Source organism: Demequina sp. NBRC 110055 (assembly GCF_002090135.1).
GTDB lineage: Bacteria > Actinomycetota > Actinomycetes > Actinomycetales > Demequinaceae > Demequina.
In genome coordinates this window covers 643,295-666,931 of sequence record NZ_BBRL01000004.1, presented here as the reverse complement: position 1 = coordinate 666,931, position 23,637 = coordinate 643,295, and the positions used below count along the sequence as shown (strand labels likewise).

20 protein-coding genes are annotated in these 23,637 nt (G+C 70.0%); 12 read left to right on the top strand and 8 right to left on the bottom strand.

Annotated features, from left to right (window positions below):
- The first annotated feature begins 13 nt into the window (after positions 1–13).
- The 4 genes from B7K24_RS03125 (at position 14) to metZ (ending at position 5,764) form a co-directional block, all read left to right on the top strand.
- Positions 14–646: a hypothetical protein gene (locus B7K24_RS03125; protein WP_084128643.1), complete on the top strand. Its 633-nt coding sequence runs from the start codon at positions 14–16 to the stop codon at positions 644–646.
- Between the two features lie 35 nt (positions 647–681).
- Positions 682–1,104 (top strand): rhodanese-like domain-containing protein, encoded by a 423-nt coding sequence (locus tag B7K24_RS03120; protein WP_084128641.1) that lies wholly within the window; start codon positions 682–684, stop codon positions 1,102–1,104.
- Positions 1,105–1,237: 133 nt separating this feature from the next.
- Positions 1,238–4,432: a lamin tail domain-containing protein gene (locus B7K24_RS03115; protein WP_084128640.1), complete on the top strand. Its 3,195-nt coding sequence runs from the start codon at positions 1,238–1,240 to the stop codon at positions 4,430–4,432.
- Between the two features lie 120 nt (positions 4,433–4,552).
- Complete coding sequence (gene metZ / locus B7K24_RS03110; protein ID WP_084128638.1) at positions 4,553–5,764, top strand: O-succinylhomoserine sulfhydrylase; 1,212 nt, start codon at positions 4,553–4,555, stop codon at positions 5,762–5,764.
- A gap of 53 nt (positions 5,765–5,817) precedes the next feature.
- Here the strand turns inward: metZ and B7K24_RS13210 are convergent, their stop codons facing one another.
- Positions 5,818–6,000 (bottom strand): hypothetical protein, encoded by a 183-nt coding sequence (locus B7K24_RS13210; RefSeq protein ID WP_144268090.1) that lies wholly within the window; start codon positions 5,998–6,000, stop codon positions 5,818–5,820.
- A 155-nt stretch (positions 6,001–6,155) separates the two neighbouring features.
- On the opposite strand from B7K24_RS13210, the gene B7K24_RS03105 reads away from it, so the two are divergent.
- The 3 genes from B7K24_RS03105 to B7K24_RS03095 all read left to right on the top strand — a co-directional run bounded on the left by B7K24_RS03105 (position 6,156) and on the right by B7K24_RS03095 (position 9,846).
- Positions 6,156–7,541, top strand: a complete 1,386-nt coding sequence (locus B7K24_RS03105) for an HNH endonuclease signature motif containing protein (RefSeq protein WP_084128637.1) — start codon at positions 6,156–6,158, stop codon at positions 7,539–7,541.
- A 68-nt stretch (positions 7,542–7,609) separates the two neighbouring features.
- A complete protein-coding gene (locus B7K24_RS03100; protein ID WP_084128635.1) occupies positions 7,610–8,227 on the top strand; it encodes a hypothetical protein in 618 nt (205 codons plus the stop codon).
- The gene (locus tag B7K24_RS03095; protein ID WP_084128634.1) at positions 8,224–9,846 is read left to right on the top strand and encodes a PrsW family intramembrane metalloprotease; all 1,623 of its coding nucleotides are present in this window, start codon (positions 8,224–8,226) and stop codon (positions 9,844–9,846) included. The genes B7K24_RS03100 and B7K24_RS03095 overlap by 4 nt, the downstream gene beginning before the upstream one ends.
- A gap of 6 nt (positions 9,847–9,852) precedes the next feature.
- On the opposite strand, the gene B7K24_RS03090 is transcribed toward B7K24_RS03095, so the two are convergent.
- The 5 genes from B7K24_RS03090 to B7K24_RS03070 form a co-directional block, all read right to left on the bottom strand.
- Complete coding sequence (locus B7K24_RS03090) at positions 9,853–12,228, bottom strand: cation-translocating P-type ATPase (RefSeq protein ID WP_084128632.1); 2,376 nt, start codon at positions 12,226–12,228, stop codon at positions 9,853–9,855.
- An 11-nt stretch (positions 12,229–12,239) separates the two neighbouring features.
- Entirely contained in the window at positions 12,240–12,464 is a 225-nt protein-coding gene (locus B7K24_RS03085) for a heavy-metal-associated domain-containing protein (RefSeq protein WP_084128631.1), read from the bottom strand.
- A gap of 42 nt (positions 12,465–12,506) precedes the next feature.
- A complete protein-coding gene (gene pntB, locus B7K24_RS03080) occupies positions 12,507–13,916 on the bottom strand; it encodes a Re/Si-specific NAD(P)(+) transhydrogenase subunit beta (protein WP_084128629.1) in 1,410 nt (469 codons plus the stop codon).
- Between the two features lies 1 nt (position 13,917).
- Complete coding sequence (locus B7K24_RS03075; RefSeq protein WP_084128628.1) at positions 13,918–15,504, bottom strand: Re/Si-specific NAD(P)(+) transhydrogenase subunit alpha; 1,587 nt, start codon at positions 15,502–15,504, stop codon at positions 13,918–13,920.
- Positions 15,505–15,675: 171 nt separating this feature from the next.
- A complete protein-coding gene (locus B7K24_RS03070; protein WP_084128626.1) occupies positions 15,676–16,074 on the bottom strand; it encodes a heavy metal-responsive transcriptional regulator in 399 nt (132 codons plus the stop codon).
- Positions 16,075–16,170: 96 nt separating this feature from the next.
- On the opposite strand from B7K24_RS03070, the gene B7K24_RS03065 reads away from it, so the two are divergent.
- Positions 16,171–16,875 carry an aspartate/glutamate racemase family protein gene (locus B7K24_RS03065; RefSeq protein ID WP_084128625.1) on the top strand — a complete coding sequence of 235 codons (705 nt, stop codon included), beginning with the start codon at positions 16,171–16,173 and terminating at the stop codon, positions 16,873–16,875.
- 156 nt (positions 16,876–17,031) lie between these two features.
- The gene (locus B7K24_RS03060) at positions 17,032–19,314 is read left to right on the top strand and encodes a phosphotransferase (RefSeq protein WP_084128623.1); all 2,283 of its coding nucleotides are present in this window, start codon (positions 17,032–17,034) and stop codon (positions 19,312–19,314) included.
- A gap of 17 nt (positions 19,315–19,331) precedes the next feature.
- Here the strand turns inward: B7K24_RS03060 and B7K24_RS03055 are convergent, their stop codons facing one another.
- The gene (locus tag B7K24_RS03055) at positions 19,332–20,357 is read right to left on the bottom strand and encodes a GNAT family N-acetyltransferase (protein ID WP_159449125.1); all 1,026 of its coding nucleotides are present in this window, start codon (positions 20,355–20,357) and stop codon (positions 19,332–19,334) included.
- Between the two features lie 38 nt (positions 20,358–20,395).
- A complete protein-coding gene (locus tag B7K24_RS03050; RefSeq protein WP_084128620.1) occupies positions 20,396–21,901 on the bottom strand; it encodes a deoxyguanosinetriphosphate triphosphohydrolase family protein in 1,506 nt (501 codons plus the stop codon).
- 124 nt (positions 21,902–22,025) lie between these two features.
- Between B7K24_RS03050 and B7K24_RS03045 the strand changes: the two genes are divergently transcribed.
- Genes B7K24_RS03045 through B7K24_RS03035 form a run of 3 tightly spaced genes read left to right on the top strand, consistent with a single transcriptional unit; the run spans position 22,026 to position 23,608 of the window.
- Complete coding sequence (locus B7K24_RS03045) at positions 22,026–22,235, top strand: hypothetical protein (protein ID WP_084128619.1); 210 nt, start codon at positions 22,026–22,028, stop codon at positions 22,233–22,235.
- Positions 22,232–22,531, top strand: a complete 300-nt coding sequence (locus B7K24_RS03040; protein WP_084128618.1) for a hypothetical protein — start codon at positions 22,232–22,234, stop codon at positions 22,529–22,531. The genes B7K24_RS03045 and B7K24_RS03040 overlap by 4 nt, the downstream gene beginning before the upstream one ends.
- A 3-nt stretch (positions 22,532–22,534) precedes the next feature.
- Positions 22,535–23,608 carry an LLM class flavin-dependent oxidoreductase gene (locus B7K24_RS03035; RefSeq protein ID WP_084128617.1) on the top strand — a complete coding sequence of 358 codons (1,074 nt, stop codon included), beginning with the start codon at positions 22,535–22,537 and terminating at the stop codon, positions 23,606–23,608.
- Positions 23,609–23,637: the final 29 nt, after the last annotated feature.

Genomic DNA, 23,637 nt, shown 5'->3' with positions numbered 1-23,637 from the left:
CCTAAGGAGAACGATGCACCTCACTACCCGCCACCTCTCGATGGGCGCGGTAGCCCTGACGGGGGTCGCAGTCATGGGCGCGATCGTTGCGGGGATCGTGGCGATGCCTCCTGGACATCTCAACGAGGCATTCATCCCCGTCGATAATGCAGCAGGCGGCGGCCACGACGACGGGTACGTGCTCGACATCCCCGTCGCGTCCCAGTCCGAGTGGCAGGCCATGGTTGACGAAGTCATCGCAGCCGACCCCGATGCCCACATCTCCGTCACCGCACCCGCCGAGATCGAGGGTTTCGAGGGTTGGAAGACGCTGCTCGGGTCGACCACGGTGCCGCCCGAGGTCACGCTTCCCGGGGGCATGCCGCACACAGGCGAAGTGGTCCTCACTCGCCCCTTCGCGGAGGAGCTTGGCGTGGTGGCGGGCGACTCGATCTCTTTGCGTGACGGCGAGTCCGGCCCCGCGCCGTTCCCTGCCCTCGCGGTGAGCTCGATCACCGACAGCGATGATGCGACAGGCTTCGTGGCCTTCGAGGATGGGTGGGCGATGGCCGAGGCGTACTCATTCAGCGGCGCGATCGATACCTACCTCTCATGGGAGGGCGACATTCCTCCGTCCCTTGAGCCCTACGTGTGGGACGAGGGGTAGCGGGCACGTCCGCCGCCGTGCCTACACTGGCGCACATGAGCGGATACGCAGGCGACCTCACCCCGGCCCAGGCTTGGGAACTCCTCACGAGCAACCCGGATGCACGCCTCGTGGATGTCCGCACCGAGGCCGAGTGGCGCTTCGTGGGCGTCCCCGATACCTCTGCGACGGGCAAGGAGCCCATCCTCGTCGAGTGGGCGTCCTACCCCGCGATGAACCGCAACGAGGCCTTCGTGGATCAGCTTCTCGCTGCCGGGCTCGAGCCCGGCTCCGACAGCCCTGTCGTGTTCCTATGCCGCTCGGGTCAGCGGTCGATCGGTGGAGCGATGGCGGCCACGGCGGCAGGCATCGGCCCCAGCTACAACATCCTCGACGGCTTCGAGGGCGGTCCCGATGCCTCAGGCCACCGAGGTGCCCAAGGCTGGAAGGCCGAGGGCCTCCCCTGGCACCAGGGCTAGCTTCAAGCGCAAACCGGCCGATGCATCGGCCGCCCGTCATCGGTGCGTCACCTCGCGTTCAGGTTCCGTTTCGCTGACCCCCCTAGATTCTCCTCGTCCCTAGACACTCACGTCCCTACGAGGGGAAACACGTATGCCTTCAGTGAAGAGGGGGGCCGCGTACGCGGTGACCGCCACTCTCGCCGTCGCGCCGCTCGCGGTTGCGACCCCGGCGCTTGCCGCGCCACCCGCGCCCGAAGCGGCGCTCGTCATTAATGAGGTCAACTCGGACGGCACCGACTGGATCGAGCTTAAGAATCTGTCGGCGGAGCCCATCGACGCCTCGGGCGTCATCGTGTCTGACGCCGATGCCGACCACGCCTACGCCCTGCCCGAGGGCACCGACATTGCCGCGGGCGGCTACCTGGTGCTCGGTGCCGACGACTTCGGCTTCGGGCTGGGTAAGGGCGACTCTGTCCGGCTCTTTGCGGCGGGAACTGAGGTCGTCGAAGGAGTGATCTCCGCCACCGCTACGCCGTTTGACTCGACCACGTGGGCCGCGGGCGAGCACACGAATGCCTTCGGCGCCTCGTGGGGGCGACTTCCTGACGGCACCGGTGAGTTCACGTCCACGCAAGACGCGACGCCCGGCGCCAGTAACTCGCCCGCCGAGGTACCTGTCCCCACGGTCGAGTCCTCGGTCGTGATCAACGAGGTGCAGTCGAGCGCCCCGGACACCGAGATGGGTGGCGAGGACTGGATCGAGCTCGCCTCGACCGCCGATGCCGCGCTGGACCTCACCGGAGTGGTGGTGTCGGACGCGGACGCTGACCACGCGTATGTCCTGCCCGAGGGCACCGAGATCGCCGCCGGCGGCTACCTGGTCCTCACCGGCGACGTGTTCGGGTTCGGCCTGGGCAAGGGCGACTCCGTGCGCCTGTTCTCCACGGGCACCGCGATCGTGGCCGGCGAGATCGATGTTGCCGCGACTCCGTTCGAGGCCACCACCTGGCCCGAGGGCCAGCACACCGTCCCCTCGTGGGGCCGCTGCGCCGACGGCACGGGCGACTTCCGCATGACGGGGGCCGCGACGCCTGGCGCCGCCAACGACTGCTCCGGTGACGTCGAGGTCCCTGTCGAGGAGCCGGCCGAGTTCTCGGGCGACCTCACCATCAACGAGGTCGAGTCCAACGGCGACGACACCGACTGGGTGGAGGTCATGAACCTCACCGACGTCGACATCGACATCTCCGGCTGGGCGATCAAGGACGACGACGACTCGCGCACCGACGTGGTGCCGGCCGGCTCCGTCGTTCCCGCTGGCGGCCTGCTGGTGATCGACCAGGAATCGGCCACGTACCCCGAGGGCTTCACGTTTGGCCTGGGCAACGGCGACATGTTCCGCCTCTACGACGGCGCTCGTGAGCTCGCCGCGAAGTACACGTGGCCCGGCCACGCGCTCGTCTCCTGGGCCCGCTGCCCCGACGGCACCGGCGAGTGGGCGGATGCCACCGCCTCGACCAAGGGCGAGCCCAATGAGTGCTCCACGCCGCTGCGCCTCAACGAGGTGAACTCGTCCGGCGCCGACTTCGCGGAGATCATCAACATCGGTGCGACCGACGTGGACGCCTCCGGCCTCATCGTGAAGGACGCCGAGGACGACCACGTCTACGAGATCCCCGCAGGCACGGTCGTCGCCCCCGGCGCCGTCCTGCTGCTCACCGACCTGGGCTACGGCCTGGGCGGTGCCGACGCGGTGCGGCTCTTCGAGGCCGACGGCGAGACCCTCATCGACTCGTATGAGTGGGCCGAGCACGGCGCCCCCAGCTGGGGCCGCTGCCCCGACGGCCGCGGAGAGTGGGCGACCACGGCATCGGCCACTCCCGGTGAGCTCAACGACTGCGAAGGCTTTGTCCGGGCCGAAGTGTGGCCCGGTAGCGCCGACGTGATGGTGCTCGACGACGAGTCATGGTTCTCGGGCGACCTGTCCGGCATCGACTACGACGCCGCGACGGACACGCTCTGGGCCGTCCAGAACGGCGACGGCCTGCTCTACGAGCTGACGGCCGATGCGACGGGCACCTGGTCGCTCGCGCCCGGCTACGAAGCCGGCCGGGTTCTTGGCTACCCCGCCGGCGAGGCCGGCGTGGTCGACGCCGAGGGCGTCACCGTCCGCGAGGGCGAGCCGGGCGTGGTCTACGTCTCCTCGGAGCGCAACAACGACGCCAGCGGCGTGAGCCGCCCGTCGGTGCTGCGCTACGAGGTATCCGACACAGGCGCGCTCGTCGCGACCGACGAGTGGAACCTGTCGTCCATCCCGGCGCTGTCCGCGCTGCCCGCCAACGGCGGCCTGGAGGGCATCACCTGGATCCCGTCGCTCGACGCGTTTGCGGTGGGCGTCGAGGGCACGGCATCGGTATACGTGGTGCAGCTGGGCGCGGACGGGTCCGTGAGCCTGCTCGACACCCTGTCGACCGACGCGGCCGGCTTCTCGCTGGTGGCCGACGTGCAGTGGGACGCCGAGCGCGGCCAGCTGTGGGTGGTCTGCGACGAGGCCTGCGACGGCCGCATCGCGACCTTCGCCCTGGCGGATGGGTCGTGGGAGATGACGGCCCTGTACGAGCGCCCCGCGGGCATGGCCAACATCGCCAACGAGGGCTTCGCGATCGCGCCCTCGTCGACGGCTGTGGATGGTGCGGTCGCCACGTTCTATGTGGACGACGCCGACACCGACGGGTTCTCGCTGCGCTCGGGCACGCTGCCCGCTGTCAAGGCGGCGGACCCGGTGGATCCCGTGGATCCGGTTGACCCTGGCGACCCGGTGGACCCGGTGGACCCGGGCGAGCCCGCGGTTCCCGGTGACGGCTCGAGCGACGGCGCGGGCCAGGACGGTGGTGAGGGAGGCCAGGGCGGCCAGGCGCCCTCGGGTGACGATCTCACCGAGACCGAAAGCCCGAATAACCTCGGCTGCACCGTGGACGCACCCGGCTCCGCGGAGCGTGGCGGGGCCATCACGATCGTGATCGACCGCGCCTGCGCGGGCGCCGACGTCACGTCGGTCGAGGTGTGGATGTACTCCGAGCCCACCTTCGTGGGCACCTTCTCGGTCGCCGCCGACGGCTCCGTGGATATCGAGATCCCCACCTCACTTCCCGCAGGTCAGCACACCATCGAGGTGCGTTTGACGGATGGCACGATCGTCGGCTCGACCACGATCCAGGTGGCGACCGATGGGACCGCGTCACTGTCGAGCACCGGTCCGGCCGATCCCGCGGCGCTGACGTGGGGCGCGCTCACCTTGGCTCTCGCGGGCGCGGTCGTGCTGGCGGTGCGTCGCCGCGTGAGCTAGCCACCGCAACGGCGGAGGGCGGGGATCCCGTGAGGGGTCCCCGCCCTCCGCCGTTCTCGCTCCTTCGAGACGGACGTCCGGGGGGGCGACCACGGCATCGGCCCTCGCTAGTCTGAACCCATGGACAACCCGAATCTCAGCCCCGAGACCCTCGCCCTGCACACGGGCATTCACCGCTCCGAGGCCAATGAGATGTCGGAGGGCATGTTCCTGACTCAGGGATACGCCTACGAGTCCGCCGAGCAGGCCCGCGATGCCTTCGCCGGCAAGGTCGACGTCTACATGTACTCGCGCTACGCGAACCCCACCGTGACGGCGTTCGAGGAGCGACTTGCGGCCATCGAGGGTGCGGAGCGGTGTTTTGCGACCTCGACGGGCATGTCGGCGGTGTTCGTCGCTTTGGGTTCGATCCTCTCGGCGGGCGACCGTTTGGTGGCGTCGAAGGCGCTGTTCGGGTCGACGTTGCAGACCTTCGCCAACTTCTTCTCGAAGTGGGGCATCCAGATCGACTACGTCGACGGGAACTCCAACGACGCCTGGACCGAGGCTTTGGGGACGCCCGCGAAGGCGGTGTTCATCGAGTCGCCCACGAACCCCATGCAGGACGTGCTGGACATCCCCTTCATCGCTGAGGCCGCGCATGCGGCTGGCGCGATGCTGCTGGTCGACAACGTGTTCGCGACCCCTCTAGGCCAGAAGCCGCTCGAGTTGGGGGCCGATGCGGTGATTTACTCCGCGACGAAGCACATCGATGGTCAGGGCCGGGTTTTGGGTGGGGCGATCCTTGGCGCGGCTGACTACATCGACGGGCCGGTCAAGCTGATGATCCGCAACATGGGCGCGACCATCTCTCCGTTCAATGCGTGGGTGCTGCTCAAGGGCCTCGAGACGATGGGCGTGCGTGTACGGGCTCAGGCTGCGTCGGCTTTGGAACTGGCGTCCTGGCTCGAGTACCACCCGAAGATCGCGTCGCTGCGCTACCCGCTGCTGCCCTCGCATCCGCACCATGAGCGGGCCGTCAAGCAGATGACGTTGGGCGGGACGCTGGTGACGGTGGACCTGAACGTGGGCGACGGGGTGGACCGGGCGTCTGCGGGCGCCCAGGAGGCGGCGTTTAGGTTCCAGAACGGGCTGCAACTATTCACGATTTCCAACAACCTGGGCGACGCGAAGTCGATCTCCACGCACCCCGCGACCACCACGCACAACAAGTTGTCCGTCGAGGAACGCGCGGCGGTGGACATCTACGAGACGACCGTGCGGCTGTCGATCGGGCTCGAGTCGGTGGAGGACCTGCGGGCTGACCTGGATCGGGCGCTCGCGCTGGTGTAAGCAAGGGCACAGCACCGTCGACGGTCGTCGTATCAGCGTCAGTGTTGGCGGCGTCAGGCCCCTGGTGTGTCGGACGGCGTCGCAACGCCGCCATTGTTGGCGGCCGTGGTCGCCTCACGTTTGGCCCATGCATCAGCCATGCCATCGCGCACTGCTCGCCGAACCACCACATAGAGGACGTAAAAGGCCACCGCAAGCAGCAACACGTTCAGGACAAGAACTTCGAGGCCACCCATGGTGACCCATGCTGTCATACGGGCCTGGGACATGAGGCGGGGGACGTCTACACGGTGAGCTCTAGCGTCGTCCCCAGGCCCTGGTTTGTGGGTGGTTTGTCCACAGATTTTGGGTGTCTACCAGGGATGTCAGCGGTCGGTGCGATGCTGGTGTCATGACTTTTTCGACCGCCGAGCTCGACCGCACCGTCGCTGTCGCACGCTCGTTCGAGGGCGACGATCTGGGCTCGACGCCCGCGAACCGGTTGGTCGAACTCCAAAGCGCTTTGGTGCAGGTGCGTCGCATGACGGAAGTCGCTTTGGGTGAGGTGGCCGGAGAGTTGGCGCGGCGTTCGGATCCGGCCGACGGTCTCCAAGGCGTGGCACGTAAGCGTGGGTTTACGTCGCCGGGCCAGATGCTGGCCGACGCTCTTGGCGGCTCCGAGGCTGAAGCGCAACGGATCTTGGCGGTCGCCAATGCGACGCGGCCACGCGAGGTCGAGCCCGATGAATCTGGCGTGGATGCGGGTGGGGACGGTGAGGGTGCATCGGCGCCTGCGGCAGCGCATTTCCCGGTGCTCGCTGACGCCGTAATGTCGGGGGCGATCTCCATGGAAGCCGCCGCCGTCATCACCCGTGCACTGGAACGTATCGAGCAGGTCGCACCCGACAAGATCGTCGCCATCGAACACAAAGTCGTCACGAAGGCGCGAACACTGAATCTGCGTGACATTCGCCGCATGCTGCTGGCCGAAGAAGCCTGGCACCGTCCGCGCGATGTTGAAGAGCGTGATCGTGTCGCGTTCGAGAACCGGTACGTACAAATCAAGGACGAAGCCGACGGATCCGTCGGTATCCACGCCCGCCTCGACGTGTCCACCGCCGCACCCATCGTGACGCTGCTCAAAGGTGCGGTCAAAACAGTGATGCGCACCAGGCGTGACAACGCCCTGAAAAAGGGCAAGATCGGGATGGACTTCACCGACGACGACCGCACCCCCGGACAAATCCACGCCGACGCCCTCTCAGCTGCCGCGCGGCACAGTTTGGGCTGCACGGAAGTGCCCACCGGTGTGACGACCACCATCGTGCTGCGCGCCACCATCGACGATGTCGAGACCGGTGTGGGCTGCGCATCCGTGGACGGTATCGATTCACCCATCTCGGTCGGCACCCTGCGACGCATGGCCGTCGACCTCGAAGTCCTACCCATGATCATGGGCGGCGACTCCGTGCCCCTGGACGTGGGATGCAAAGACCGCCTGTTCAGTGCTGAGATCAAACTCGCCCTGGTCGAACGGGACGGCGGCTGCTCCTGGTGTCACGCCCCACCAAGTTACTGCGAAGCCCACCACATCAAATGGTGGAAACATGGCGGACCGACCGACCTGTCCAACGGCGTCCTCCTGTGCGTCAGCTGTCACCACCGCATCCACCACGGCGGCTGGGACATCGACATCCGCGGCACCGAAGTGTGGTTCATCCCACCCGCCTCCATCGACCCCGACCGCACACCCCGCATCGGCGGCAAAGCCCACTACCAACTCGAACAAGCCACCTAAACCCCTAGGGAGAACTCCGCCCGGCGCGGGGCGGTCGAACCGGGTCTGCGCGTGCTACGTTCCGAGCCATGAGCGACCCCGCGCCCCACGGCAGCGGATCGCGCATGCCCTTGTCCATCCGGATCATCGGGCGCAGCTCGGCGCCCGGGGCCTTGTTCGTGGTCGCGGTGGCGGCGTTTTTCGTGTTCGGGCTACCGCTCGTGGCCTCCTCGATCCCGGACACCGATGAGACGCCCGTTCCCGCCGACGCCACTCTCACCATCGGCGCACCGGACGCTTCCCAGGTCACCGTGACACTCTCCGGCGACTGGACCGAGGCCGCCCGCACCGATGGAAATATCACTCTGACGAACGCCGGCGCCGAACTCTCCATCGCCGCTCCCCAGCCCATCGCAGCGACCGGCACGCCGGACGACGTCATCGCGCGCGCCGTCGCTGACCTGACGGCAGATGTCGAAGCCTCGTGGGTTGCCTCCGACCCCATCGAGCTCACCACCGACGCGGGTGACTCTGGTCTCTGTGTCACCGGCACCACCGTCGTCGACGTTGCCATGACCTGCGCCGTCCAGCACGGCGAGGAGGTGTCGACGCTGACAGCGACGGCATCGGCCCAGGTATGGCCCTCGCTGCAGCCCAGCGTCGACGCCATGGTGCGGTCGATGCGGTTCACCGAGGCGGCCGCATGACCGCCGCCAGGGATGACGCCACGAACGCCGCCGCGGCTTCCGGCTTCGCCACCGCCGACCCCACCCCCACGGTCGCGATCGCCGCCATCCCGCGAGCCCTGCCGCGCACCCACACCTTCGTCGACGTGAGGTCGCTCGTGTTCTGGGCCGGCGCCGCCGTCACCCTCTACGGACTCGTCACCTGGATGCCGCTCGTTATCGCCGGCATGCGCATTCAGCCCGCGACGGGTGTCCTCTCGGGCCTGGTGTGGCTCATGTACGGCCTCGCCTTCATGCTCGTCCTGTACCGGATGGAGCTCTTCGAGCGGCGCTCTCCACTCACTGTCCTGGGCGCACTCGCATGGGGCGCCTTCGCCGCCCCCGGGCTCGCCTCGATCGCCGCACCCGCTATGCACGACGTGGTCGCCGCTGTCCTGCCGATCGACGAGGCCTGGGTCTCGTCGTTCGCGGCACCCTTGGTTGAGGAGCCCCTCAAGTGGCTTGGCATCGTCGCCCTTGCCCTGATCCCCGGGGCCCGCCTGCGCTCCGCCGCCGACGGCTTGTTCTACGGCGCCGTCGTGGGCCTGGGCTTCCAGGTCTCCGAGAGCTTCATGTACTCCGCGATCCTCAGCTCCGACGGCACCGCCGCCACCGTGTGGGCCATGCTCCTGCTGCGCGGCGTCATCGGCGGCCTGTGGAATCACCCCACGTTCTCCGGCATCGCCGGTGCGGGCGTCGGCTACTTTTTCAACGCCTCCGCCGGACCGTGGCGCCGCTGGGGAGTCATGGTAGGCACCCTCGCACTCGCCGTCACCGTGCACGGATTCTTCAACACGCCCATCGTGAACGCGAACGTCTTCGTCAGCTCCATCGTCAAGGGCATCCCCGTCCTCCTGCTGTTCCTGTGGGTGCTGCGCTGGGCCCACCTCCGCGAGCGGCGCACCTTCGCCGGCCTCGCCGCCGACGTCGTCCCCGATGACCTGGTGAGCCCCGCCGACTTCCGACTGCTCGCCACCCGGCGCATCCGCCAGGAGGTACGACGTGAGGCCGGCAAGCGTGCGGGCAAGCCCGCCGTGCGGACCCTGAAGTTCCTCCAGGGAGCCCAACTCGCGCTACTGACCGCCACCCACGAGGACGGGTGGGGATCACCCCGCACACTTGAGCTCTCGGCAGACGTCCGACTCATCCAGACCGACCTCCGCTCCATCTACGACGCCGCCGGCGTCGTCAACGGCCCCGGACTCACGGAGCAACCGCCGGTCTCGTCGCGCAGGCTGCGCGTCCAGCGCTGGGCCGAGTCCACCCGCGACCGCATCGAGACTCAGGGTGCCCGCCACGTGGTGCGGGCCGCCGCCACCGGTGCGACTGAGAAGGTGACCACCGGGGCGATCAGGATCGTGCGGCGGCGGAATGCGGGCGCAGGCGCGTCCGACTCGGGTGCGGACAGTGCGGGTGCGGCCAGTGCGCGTGCGAACGGTGCGGGTGCGAACGGTGCGGTGATAGGTGCCGGCACCACGGGCCGGGCCGCGGTCGACAACGCTGGCGAGGACACGGCTCCCGTTACCGAGACCCTCACCCTGCGCCGGGTCGACGACCGCGACCACAGCCACGACCGCGACTACGACCCCGACCAGCCCTAGCGGCAGCTAGCCCCGCTGCCGGTACCCCGCGAACGACCGCAGCCTGAGCGAGTTGCCCACCACAAACAGGGACGACCCACCCATGGCCGCCGCCGCGATCATCGGGTTCAAGATCCCGAGCGCCGCCAATGGGATGGCCGCCGTGTTGTACGCGAAGGCCCAGAACAGGTTGCCGCGGATCGTCCCCAGGGTCCGGCGCGACAGTGCGATCGCATCCGCGGCGGCCCTGAGGTCGCCCGAGACGATGGTGAGGTCGGACGCCTCCCGCGCCACATCCGTGCCCGTCCCGACGGCGATGCCAAGGTCGGCCTGCGCGAGCGCGGGCGCATCGTTGATGCCGTCGCCCACCATCGCGACCCGCGCCCCGTCCGCCTGGAGAGACCGGATGGTATCCGCCTTGTCTCCCGGCAGCACCTCCGCGATCACCCGGTCGATCCCGACCGACGCCGCGACCGCACGCGCCGCACGCTCGTTGTCGCCCGTGAGCAGCACCACGTCGAGCCCCAGGTCGCGGAACGATTGAATGGCCGATGCGCTGGTCGTCTTGATCGTGTCGGCCACCACCACGACGGCCTCGGCGCCCGGCGCTGAGCCAGAGACTGTGCCCCCGCCTGCGTTGGCATCCGTGCCTGCGCCTGCGCTCGCGCCCGCCGCGCGACCGACGAACACTGCGGTCTCGCCGCGCTCCTCGGCCGCGGCCGCGAGCGCCTCAACCTCCCGGGGCACCGCACCGAAGAGACGGCGCGAGCCGACCCACACCTCAGCATTGCCGGGGCGGCCGTCCTCACCGACGGCAACGCCGGCGCCCTGCACCGTCGCCACCACCCCGTGGCCCGCGACCGAACGGAAGCCCTTCACGCGGGGCAGCGAGCGCGAGCCGGCCGCGGCATCGGCCATCCGCGCCTCGTGGATGGCGCGACCGATGGGGTGCTCCGAGCGGCCCTCCACGGCCGCCGCGGCGTCAAGCAGCACCGACTCCTCGGCCGCCTCGAGCCCGGGCGCCGCTGCGGAAACGAGCGACATCCGTCCCTCGGTCACCGTGCCCGTCTTGTCGAGCACGATGGTCGTGACGTCGCGGGTGTCCTCGAGCGCTTCCGGCCCGCGCACCAGCACTCCCAGCTGCGCGCCGCGGCCCGTGCCGACCATGATCGCGAGCGGCGTCGCGAGGCCCAGCGCACAGGGGCAGCTGATGATCAGCACCGCCACCGCCGCCGTGAAGGCCGCGTTCGCGTCCCCGCTCGCCGCGAGCCACACCACCAGCGTCAGCAGAGCGACGCCGATGACGACGGGCACAAAGATCCTTGAAATGCGGTCCGCCAGGCGCTGCACCCGTGCCCGGCCGCTTTGGGCATCGTCGACCATGCGTGCGATCTGCGCGAGCATCGTCTCCGATCCCACCCGCGTCGCCTCCACGGTGAGCGCGCCGTCGGTCGCGATGGTGCCGCCCACCACCTCGGAGCCCAGCGACGCCCACACCGGCACCGACTCGCCAGTGACGAGCGAAGCGTCGACGGCGGCCTCGCCCTCGACCACCAGGCCATCGGTCGCGACCGTCTCGCCGGGGCGCACCACAAAACGCATCCCCACCTCGAGCGCATCACGCGCGATGACAGACCCGTCCTCGAGCCGCGCCGTCGCGGACTGCCGCGACGACAGCGCCCGGATAGCGTCCCCCGCCCGCGCCGACGAGCGCACCTCCATCCACTTGCCCAAGAGGATGAGCGCGACGATCACGGCGCCGGTCTCGTAGTAGACGTGCGCGCCGGCGAAGCCCCCGAACGCGCCACCCACCAACACCACCGTGGACCACGTCCATGCGGCGAGCGTGCCGAGGGTGACGAGGGTGTCCATTGTCGTGGCTCCATGGCGGGCCGCGGCCCACGTGGAACGGTGGAACGGCAGCGCCGACCACCAGATCACCGGGGTCGCGAGCAGCGCCACGACCCACTCCCAGCCCGCGAACTGCAGTACCGGGATCATCGACAGCAGCATCGTCGGCACCGCGAGGACCGCGGCCACCGTGAACCGGCGGCGGTAGTCGGCGATGCGGGCAGCGTCGGCCTGCGCATGCGCGGCATGCTCGTCGTCGCCGCTCCCGGCGACGACGTCTGGCACCGCGTAGCCCAGTCCGGCGACCGTCTCGCGCATGGCCGCCTGCAGCTCCTCGTCGGACACCGTGCCGTCCGGCGTCACCGTGGCGCGACGGGTCGCATAGTTGACGACCGCGTCCTCGACGCCGGGAAGCTTGGACAGGCCGCCCTGAATGGTCGCGGCGCAGCTCGAGCACGTCATACCCTCGACGGGCAGCGTGACGGCGTCAGGCACCGCAGGGATCGACGGTGAGGCCGCCGGCGTGAGGGCGGCCGATGCCGTGGTGGGCATGGTGCGTCGACCTAGGAAACGACGCGGTAGCCCACGGACTCGACGGCCTCGTCGAGCGCGAACTCCAGGTCCTCGGCGGGCACCGTGCCGTCGGGGGTGACGCGGGTCAGTCCGCTCTCGTGGTCGACCTCGACCGAGGCCACGCCATCGACGGCGGAGACGGCTCCCCGCACCTTGTTGGCGCAGCCATTGCAGGTCATGCCGGAGACGGTGATGTCAATCGTGTTCGTGTTCATACCGAGACTGTAAACCTTCCCCTTGACTGGAAGGTCAAGTGCTCAGGCGACGACGGCATCGGCCGCACCGACCGCCGCCAGAATCGCCTCGACCTGGTCCTTCGCGTCACCGAACAGCATCTCGGTGTTGTCCTTGAAGAACAGGGGGTTCTGGACGCCCGCGTAGCCGGTGGCCATCGAGCGCTTGAACACCACAACCGACTCCGCCTCCCACACGTGCAACACGGGCATGCCCGCGATGGGCGAGCCCGGGTCGTCGAGCGCCGCAGGGTTCACCGTGTCGTTCGCGCCGATGACCAGCACCACGTCGGTGGAGGAGAAGTCGTCGTTGATCTCGTCGAGCTCGAGCACGATGTCGTAGGGCACCCGCGCCTCCGCGAGCAGCACGTTCATGTGGCCGGGCAGGCGTCCCGCAACCGGGTGCACCGCAAACCGAACCTCGACCCCGCGCTCGCGCAAACGAGAGACCAGCTGCGCCACCGGGTACTGCGCCTTCGCCACCGCCATGCCGTACCCGGGAGCGATGACCACGGAGCGCGCGGTCGCGAGCTTCTGGGCCACCCCGGAAGCGGAGGTCGAGCGGTGCTCGCCCACGGCATCGGCCGTCGTAGAGGACGGCGACGACTCCCCGCCAAACCCTCCCAGGATGACCGCGAGGAACTTGCGGTTCATCGCCTTGCACATGAGGTAGGACAGGATCGCACCCGAGGCGCCGACGAGCGCACCCGTGACGATCAGCAGGTCGTTGCCGAGCATGAAGCCCGCCGCCGCGGCCGCCCAGCCCGAGTACGAGTTGAGCATCGACACCACCACGGGCATGTCTCCACCGCCGATCGCTGCGACCATGTGCCAGCCCACCGCGAGCGCGATCACGGTCATGAGCGCGAGCGGCCAGACGGACGGCGCCACCAGGAACCACGCCATGAGGGCCCCGCACGCGACGAGCGCGCCCAGGTTGAGGGCGTGGCGGCCGGGCAGCGTCAGCGGCGAGCCCGAGATGCGGGCCGAGAGCTTGAGGAACGCCACGATCGAGCCCGTGAAGGTCACGGCGCCGATGAAGACACCCAGGAAGACCTCGATGAGGTGCATCGCGTCGTGACCCTCGGTGAGGTACGAGTTGAAGCCGATCAGCACCGCCGCGGCGCCCACGAAGGAGTGCAGCAGCGCGATGAGCTCGGGCATCTGGGTCATCTCGACCGTGCGGGCGCGCCAGGTGCCGATGGTCGCGCCGATCGCGAGGACGGCGACGATGAGGCCGAGCGTCACACCCCACGGCCGCTCCGAGGTGTCGAGCGCGAGGGCAACGGTCGCGGCGATCGCGATGCCCATGCCCGCCATGCCCATGAGGTTGCCCCGGCGCGCCGTGGCCTGCTTCGACAGCCCGGCGAGCGACAGGATGAACAGGATGGCCGCGGCGAGATACGCGACGGCGGCCAGCGAGGCGACGGTCATCTCAGGCTCCCTTCGAGAACATGCCGAGCATGCGGTAGGTGACGAGGAAGCCACCGAAGACGTTGATCGACGCGATCGCGGCGGCAAGAAATGCCAGGGTCGTGACGACCGGGTCCGCCGAGCCCAGTTGCAGCATCGCGCCGATGAGGATGATGCCGCTAATCGCGTTGGTCTGGCTCATGAGTGGGGTGTGCAGCGAGTGGCTGACGTTGCTGATGACGTAGTAGCCGATCACCACCGCGAGCGCGAACACCGTGAAGGCCGCGAGGAAGGCGGCGTCGGCGAAGGCGAGGGCCACGCCAAGGAGGGCGGCCGATGCCACCATCGCCACCAGTCGTCCGCGCCCCTTGGCTCCGGGGCTGGGGTCCGTCGCGGTGGCCGATGCCGTGGCCGGGTTGAGGGTCGCAGTGTCGTCCGGGGTCGCGGTCGGGATTGCAGTCGGGGTGGCCGCCGCGGTGGGGGCGGCCGACACCGTGATGGGCGGCGGGGGCCACAGCAGTGCCATCTCGTGCGCCACCGTCATGCCGCGAATGACGTCGTCCTCGAGATCGAGGACAGCCTCACCGTCCTTGGCCGGCGTCATCAGCTTCATGAGGTTGACGACGTTGGTACCCACCAGCTGCGACGTGTGCCGGGGCATCCTGCCGGGCAGATCCGTATAGCCGATGACGGTGACGCCGTTTGCGGTGACGGCGCGCTCACCGACCACGGTGGCCTCGCAGTTGCCGCCGCCCGCGGCCGCAAGGTCCACGATGACGGCGCCGGCACGCATCTGCGCGACAGTCTCGCTGGTCAGCGTCGTGGGGGCCGCGCCGCGCACCAGGGCGGTGGTGATGACCACGTCCGCCTCGGCGGCCTCGCGGGCGTACAGCGCCATCGCGGCGGTCTGCTGCTCCTCCGTGAGGGGGCTCGCGTAGCCGTCGGGCGACACGTCCTGCTGGGCCTCGGGGGCCACTACGAAGCTCGCGCCCATCGATTCGATCTGTTCGGCGGCCTCGGGGCGCACGTCGAAGGCGCGCACCCTGGAGCCGAGTGAAACGGCCGCGCCGATCGCCGCCAGTCCCGCCACGCCGCCACCAATGACGAAGACGGTCGCGGGGTTCGTCTTGCCCGCCGCGGTGACCTGGCCGGCAAACATGCCGCCATAGGCCTCGGCGGCCTCGATGACCGCGCGGTAGCCCGAAACATTCGACCGGGTCGACAGCACGTCGAGGGCCTGCGCGCGCGAGATGCGCGGCACCGCGTCCAGGGCGAGCGCGGTGACACCCGCGGCCCGCACCTGTTCGAGGAGCGCAGGCTCGCTGTGCGGGGCGAGCGGCGCTATGAGGATCGCGCCGGGTCGCATGAGGGCGATCTCGGCAGCGCCGGGAGCGGCGACGGCGGTGACGATGTCGGCGCCCCAGGCATCGGCCCGCGACACGAGCGTGGCGCTCGCGGCCTCGTAGTCGAGATCGGCGAGGGACGCGCGCTCACCGGCGCCCGCCTCGAGGACCACCTCGTATCCGAGGGCGACCAGGCGCTCGACGGTGTCCGGGGTGGCGGCGACCAGTCGCTCCTCGGGGGGTGCTGCGGGGATGGCGATCCTCATGTCGGCGGCCCTTCCGTGACGTGCGCCTGTGGTCCACGAACCCTCGCGCGTACGTCGCGGCGTCGCCGGGGATCGACTTCTGACTCGAGGCTACGGCGCGCGGGCCCGCCCCGCGCGGGACGAGGGTCCCGCTCCCTGCCCTGGTAAAGCGTGCGGTGGCCGGCGTGCGACCTAGTGCTCGCCGAGCACCTGGCAGCGGTGCGGGTCGTTGCAGTCCGCGGGGTCGAGGACGTCCGCGCGGCGCCTCAGCGCCAGCAGCTCCGCACGTGCCGCCTCGAGCGAGGCGATCTGGGCGTCGATGTCCACGAGGTGACGGTCCAGCAGGCCGCGCGTGTGCTCGCAGGTGCCGTGGCCGGCGTCCTTCATGTCGAGGATCTGACCCGACTCCTTGAGACTCAGCCCCGCCGCCTGGGCATCGCGCACGAAGGTCAGCCGCTCCACGGCATCGTCCCCATACTCGCGGTAGCCCGAGGCCGTCCGCCCGGGGTCGGGCAGCAGCCCGATGGACTCGTAGTAGCGCACCGTCTTGGCGCTCACGCCCGCGCGGCCGGCCAGCTCGGAGATCTTCATGACCCCTACCGTACGCCTACCTTCCAGTTCGCTGGAAGGTAGGCGGTGCCATCCGCGACCCGACTGGACCGCCGTGCGCACGGTAGCGTCGCAGGCATGACCCGCACCGCTCCTCGTCGACTCGGCCTCCTGGGAGGCATCACCTGGCACTCCTCGCTCGAGTTTGAGCGCCTCCTCAACGAGGGCGTGAACGCGCGCCTGGGCGGCTCGAGCGCGGCCGATCTGCTGGTGCGCTCGTACAACTTCCAACAGATCGCCGACGCGCAGGCGGCAGGCGATTGGGACGGCCTGGGCGACCTCTTCGCGCGCGACGCCCGCGCCCTGCAAGCGGCCGGCGCGGAGGCAATCCTGATTTGCGCCAACACCATGCACAAGGTCGCACCCGCGGTCGCGGCGGCGATCGAGGTCCCGCTGATTCACATGCTCGACGCCACCGCCGACGCGATCACGGACGCGGGGCTCGACACTGTGGCCCTGCTCGGCACCGGCTACACCATGCGCGACCCCTTCTACCGCGACCACATGGCCGCGCGCGGGATCACCACGGTCGTGCCCGAGGAGCCGATGCTCGCCGAGGTGCACGCGCTCATCTACGACCACCTCGCGCGCGGCGTCGTGCCCGACGGCGCCCGTGAGTGGATCCATCGCGTCTACGAGGACCTCAAGCAGCGCGGCGCTCAGGGTGTGATTTCGGGGTGCACCGAGATCCCCATGGTCATGACGGCGGACGACGTCGCGGAGCCCTACTTCGATTCGATGGGCCTGCACGTCGCGGCCGCGCTGGAGTTCGCGCTGGACTGAGACGTCGTGGCGCAAATGAGGACATTTGCGCACGAAGCAGGTGCTTTGCTCGCCCGACCCCTTCACATCCCGCGCGTCGTCCCATTACCCTGAGGAATCAACCGGGGCTCGATGGCTCGACCGTCCCGGTCAACATGGGATGGCTGAGGGGCCTGCATGACCCAAAGATGGGAGTCCGGCGACGCCTGCGCGTCTGAGGACCACGAGCACGGCGCCGCGTGCCACGAGCGCGCGCGGATCGCCGCCGCGCGCATCGTCGCCTACGACCACCCCGCGCGCACTCCCCTCCAGCGCGCGCGCATGCTGCAACGCCTCGGCATCACGAGGATCGTGTGGGACTGGCGCGAGGAACACACCCTCGCCTTCCACGGCGAGCTCGAGGCGCTCGAGGCACACGGCGTCACCGTCGCGGGCTTGTGGTGCCCCATGCCCCTGCCGGACTCCTCCGATGGCGAGGCCGCCCACGGGATGGGCGCCATCGACGCACACGTGCGTGTCTACCTCACCGAGATGCATCGCCGCGGCCTCACCCCCGACCTGTGGACCTGCATCGAGTTCGGCCAGGAGGGCACGCCGGAGCGCCTCAACACGTGGGTGCAGCAGGCCACGGTCCGTCGCGCGGCCGATCACCTCGAGCCGCTCGTGCGGCTCGCCGACACCATCGGCGTGCGCGTGGCGCTCACCAATCACCTGGGTTGGTTCGGGGAGCCCGAGAACCAGATCGAGATCATCGACGAGCTCCGGCTGCGCGGGCTAACCAACGTGGGCCTCGCCTACCAGTTGCAGCATGGTCACGCGCACCTCGGACGCTTCGCCACCCTCATCGAGACGATGGCGCCCCACCTCTATTCGCTCGCCCTGTCCGGCATGGATGCCGATGCCCTCGCCACCGGCCGCAAGATCCTCCCCTGGGGTGCGGGCCGGCTCGATCGCAAACTCGCGCACCTCGTCATGGCCTCGGGCTGGCACGGCCAGCTCGCCGTGCAGGGCCATAGCGCGGACGACGCCGAGGCGAGGCTTCTCGACTCACTCGAGGGCATCGAGTGGATGATCGACCGCTGGCAGGGCCGGCGCCACCCCCGGCCCCTCCCCCGCATCGCGACCCCCGCCTGGCCCGCCCCCGCGGGCGTCTCGCCGCCCCACATGGGCTTGTCACGGTTGGGCCGCCACGCGCTCCAGCCCAAGGTGGCGACCGGCGAGATTGCCCCCACGCTCGCGCGCGTGCGGACGAGCCCGCCCGCGCCGGAGCCCCTCGACTGGGCCGCGGCTACCGCACCGCTCCCCGCAGCGACCGTGCAGGCACCACAGCAGCCGCCGCGCCTGCCGTCCCCCCGCGATCCCGATCAGCCCAGCGTCCTCGGCGGAGCCTTCGGGGCCCTTGCCGCGACCCGCTCGGCGCGGTCGTGGCTCGCCGCCGAGACGCCAGCAGTCACCGACCGTGATGAGCCGGCCACCTCAGCGGCGCCGACCGCACGGGCAACCCCACTCGAGGTGACGCCAGACCACGCAACCCGCGACCAGGCAACCCCAGACCGAGTGACGCCCACATCGCCGCTGTGGACGGCATCGGCCACACACACCACCGCCCCCTTTTCTCCGGCGACCGACGAAATCCCGCTGTCGCTGCTGCGCGACATCGCGCAAGCCGGCGACGCCTACGCCCCACCCAGCGCCTCCGATCCGCACGAGCCCGACGATGCTCCCGCGCCGCTGCCCATGCGGATCGCCAAGCGCGAGGTCTCGCTCGAGGCCCCCGATCCCTACACCGGCGCCCTCCACGCGCTGCTGACCCACCTCGAGCGCGTGGGCTTCCGCGGCGCCCCTCGCAGCTTTGGCTGGGACGCGCAGGGCCGTCACCTCGTCGAATGGGTCGCGGGCACCAGGGCCGACCACCCCGACGCGCCCGCGAGCGCGCTCGACCCGGCGCGCATCGGCCGCTTCCTGCGCGAGATGCACGACGCCCTCGCCTCGTTTGTGCCGCCCCCGGATGCGATGTGGTTCGACGGCCTGCCCGGCCCCGGCGGCAACATCGTCATCCACCAGGACATCGCGCCGTCCAACCTTGTGGTGCGCGACGACGGCCAACTGGTCGCGATCGACTGGGACGCCGCGGCGCCCGGCAGCCGCCTGTGGGATCTCGCGCACGCGGTCCACGCCTTCGCGCCGCTGCATGGCAAGGGCTTCGACATCGTCACGTCGGCGATTCGCATGCGCGACCTGGTCGACGGCTACGGCCTCACCGTCGCCGAGCGCGAGCGCCTGGTGCCACTCCTGGGGCTGCGCTCGGAGCGCATGTTCGAGTACCTCGATCACATGCGGTCGACCGGCGAGTCACCCTGGATCGAGCTGTGGGAGATGGGGGTCGGCTCCGTATGGGAGCGCGATGCCGCGTACATCCGCGACAACACCGTGCACTGGAAGGCTGCGCTCCTGAGCTAGGCCCACGGGCCGGAGCGCTACGCCCACCCGGCAGCCCGAAGAGCCGCCGCCGCGACCTCGAGCCGGTCGGCATCGTCCGTGCCGATCACCGCATCGTCCAGTCGCGCCGCGTCGAGAATGGCCTCGAGTTCCACCGTCCGCGCCAGCGCATGGTTGCGCCAGAACCCCTCAGGCTCGCGCGCCGTCAGGCGCGCCGCCCGCGTGGCCTCGGCCGCCGTCACCCGGACCACCGCGACCGAGGCGAGTCCGGCATCGGCCGTCGACAGCGCGGATGCGTAGCGCACACGGTCGTCGCCGTCCTCGACCACACGCGGCAGCACCACGAGCCCGAAGCCGCGAGCGCGCCACACCGGCGCGAGCGCCGCGAGCGAGGCGAACAGCAGCGTCTGGTGGTGCGGATCCTCGGGTCCGGACGGGTTCGCCTGGCACAGGTAGTCGCCGTCGAGGAACACCGAGCGCGCGCCGCGTTCGCCGAGGAGGTCGTGAATCGCGGCCGCCGTGGTGGTCTTGCCGGCACCCATAGTGCCGTTGATGACCAGGACACGCGTGGGCAGGTCCTTGCCCCAGCACATCGAGCCAGGCTCCTCGGCGTACTCGCCGTAGTTGTCGATCCGGTGGTAGCCCATGCGCGCGTACAGGGCGTTGGCCTCGGGCTGCATATCGCCCGTCTCGAGAATGATCCGGGTGGCGCCCGCACGCCTTGCGGCCTCCTCCGCGACCCGTATCACCGCCTTCGAGTGCCCGCGTCCACGATGCGTGGGCTCGACCCACAGGCGCTTGAGCTCGAGGTCGCCGGGCCGCGTCTCCGGGTACGGCGACCAGCGGGCCACGAGCGTTGCGACGGGCACACCGTCCTCGTCACCCACCCAGGAACCGACGAGGGTCGGGAACTCGGTCTCGAGCACCAACTCGGGGTCGTCGTAGCGCTCGGCGAGGTCGCGCTCCTGGGCCTTCCACAGGCGGTGCGCGTCGGCGTCGTCGGGCTCCACCCGACGGACATTCAGGGCGGCCGATGGAGCGGCGGGGTCGGGCGTCTGGGTCACCTCAGGATTATCGCGCCTTACGCTGCCTGGGCCGGTCGCTACAGCCCCTGCCCCGCGTCCCACAGCCGCTCGGTGCGGCCCGCGAGCATCGCGTCGAGGCCGGTCGCCTGGGCGTCCGTGAGGGCCGCAACGTAGTCGACGATGCCGCGGCCTGCCGCACGGCGGCGAATCTCGGTCTCGTCGACCGTGGGCAGCAGTTGCGGCTCCTCGTGGAGGACCCGCATGTAGTCCTCCGTGGCCATGTCGACGAGGTCGAGGAGGCGGCGTGGGGCGCGCCGGGCATCGTGGGGGTCGTCGAGCCAAGCGGCGAAGCCGTCCACCAGGCGCTCGATCAGGCTGGCCTGTCCGCGCTGGTAGACCGCCAGGTCGGGGCGGTCGAGGATGAAGCGCTCGTGGAGAAACTTCAGGACGGCAACCTCGTGCCACGCGGTGCGGTTGAGGCTCACGTGGCCCGAGCGGTGCGCGGGGTCGCGGTGCACCTCGACCGAGGACTGCAGGTGGCGAATCCAGTCGGTGGTGAAGCGTGCGAGCGAGCGGTCGGCCGCCAGGGAGCCGTCGAACGGCACCGTCAGCAAGCCCTCGACCACCTCCTCGGTGACCTTGGCAACGGCGGCGTCGAAGGCATCCGCGTCCGCGATCCACGGGTCGCGCTCATGGAGGCGGCGCCACAGCAGCTCGAGCGAATGGCCGGGCGAGCGGCTGGTGTCGCGCAGGGTCGCGGTGTCGAGCGCACGCAGGTCGGCGAGCTCCCGGCTCCACTCGCGGAACTCGCCCGCGATCGTGGCCTGGTTCAGCAGGCCCGCGCGGTAGAAGTCGTCGAGGTCGTGCAGCGAGTACGCGATGTCGTCCGCGATGTCCATGACGGAGCACTCGAGGGTCTGCTGGCCCTCGGCGATCTGGGGATAGGCGCTGAGGGCGTCCCGCGCGTCGTCGATGTCCACCACGTACATCGAGAACTTGTGGCTTGAGGCGCCGCGGCGCTCGCCGCCCTCGCCGCGCAGCCACGGGTACTTGAGGACCGCGGCGCGCACCGCCCGGGTGAGGTTGAGCCCGACGCCTTGGGTGTCGTGCTCGTCCAGCCGGGTGAGGATGCGGAAGGTCTGGGCGTTGCCCTCGAAGCCCTCGCGCAGGCGGAAGCGGTCGCGGGCCAGGCGGTCGAGCGCGCGCTCACCGAGGTGGCCAAACGGCGGGTGGCCCACGTCGTGCGCGCTCGCCGCGGCCTGAACCACCACCGGGTCGCAGCCGCCCAATTCCGCGACCAGCGCACCCGTGGGTCCCTGGTCGCGGTGGAGGTGCATGGCGATGGCGCGGGCAACGGCGGCGACCTTGACCGAGTGGGTGAGGCGGTTGTGCACCGCCATGCCGGCTCCCGTCTGCGAGATCACCTGGGTGACGGCGGACAGGCGCGAGAAGTACGGCGAGAAGCGGATGCGCTCGATGTCCACGCGATAGTCGGGCCGGGTCTCGGCGAGCTGGAACTCGTCGAGCTCCTCGGGCGCTCGGCGGGCGGTGCGCGGATCGGGGGTCGGTACAGCCTGAGTCATGCGCCCCATCCTGGCGCATCGGTCGATATGGTGGACAGAGGCCGAGCGCACGGGGGCGCAGGCAAGATCGGGGGATCACGCAGTGGACGAGCAATCATTGACGACACGCCAGGTGTGGCGGAGCATGCGGCCCACAGGGTGGTGGCTCGCGGCCATCATCGCGGCCTGCAGCCTGAACGTCGCATGGCTTGTCACGCTTCTTGCCACCATCGACGGTCCCCCGGCGTGGCTCGACGCTGTGACCGCGCCGCTCGTGATGCTCACCGGCGCCGTGGTCGTGGCGTGGATGACGGTGGCGTGGGTCGAGGCGGAGCGCAGGACGGGTCGGTCGTGACATTCGCGCGGGCGCGCGAGGTAGTGTCGTTCGCCCTCAACGGGCATGCGCCCCGATGGGCGGAGGCGCTGCTCACCACCGTCATGGTCGGGCTCTTCGCCTGCTGGGCCGTGACCTGGCTGGTCGACCCGAGCCCTGCGTGGGCGGACGCCGCGCTCGACCGCGTGTGGTGGATCATGATCCCCACGCTCGTCGTCTACAGCGCGGCGGCGCTAGCCGCCGCGTGGGGAGCCACGGCATCGGCCACCCCTACACAGGCGCCCCAGGAATCCGGCGAGTACGCCAGGCGTTCCTGAGCCGTGATCAACATCGGCTTTCTCAGTTTTGGCTGGTTCTCCGCCGCCCCCGGCTCGCGCGTGCGCACCGCGGGCGACCTCATGCAGGACACGATCGCGCTGGCAGAGGCGGCCGAGGATGCCGGGATGGACGGCGCGTGGATTCGCATTCACCACTTTGAGCAGAACACGTCCTCGCCCTTCCCGCTCCTCGCTGCCATGGGCGCGCGCACCTCGCGTGTGGAACTCGGCACGGGCGTCATCAACATGCGCTACGAGAACCCGCTGTACATGGCCGAGGCTGCCGCAACAGCCGACCTCATTTCGGGCGGCAGGCTGCAGCTAGGAGTGTCGCGCGGTTCACCCGAGCCCGCCGCCGACGGCCCCGGCGAGTTCGGCTACCCGCTTCCCGTCGGGATGAGCCCCGCCGAGGATGCCGCGCAGCGCATCGAGACCTTCCGCCGTGCCATCGCGGGCGACGGGATCGCGCTGCCGGGCCCGCGCGCCCACGTGCGCGCCGGCGAGAGGCTCCCGATTCAACCCCAATCCCCCGGGCTCACCGAGCGCATCTGGTACGGCGCGGGCGGCGAGGAGTCCGCGCGGCGGGTGGGGGCGCTGGGCATGAACCTCATGTCGTCGACGCTGGTGGAAGGCGGCTCCGGCGAACCGCTGGGCGTCATCCAGTCTCGTCAGATCGACGCATATCGGGAGGCGTGGAAGGAAGCCGGCCACCCCGGCACTCCGCGGGTGTCGATCTCGCGCTCGATCATGCCGATCATCGACGACACCACCGCCGCCTACTTCGGCACCACGCTGGAGCGCGACCGCATGGGAGCCAACCGCGATCAGGTGGGCCAGATCGACAACTTCATCGCCACCTTCGGCAAGACCTACGTGGGCGAGCTCGACAAGATCGAGGCGGAGTTACGCGAGGACGAGGCCGTCCAGTCGGCCGACACCGTCCTCGTCACCATCCCCAATCAGCTTGGTGCAGAGTTCAACCGCACGACGTTTGATGCCTTCACCGAGCTGCGTTCGCGCCTGGGTGGGGCGCATACGGGACCGGCGCCGGCGTCGGCCCTGCGCCCGCGAGGCTGACGACTACCTGGCTGACGACTGTCTGACTG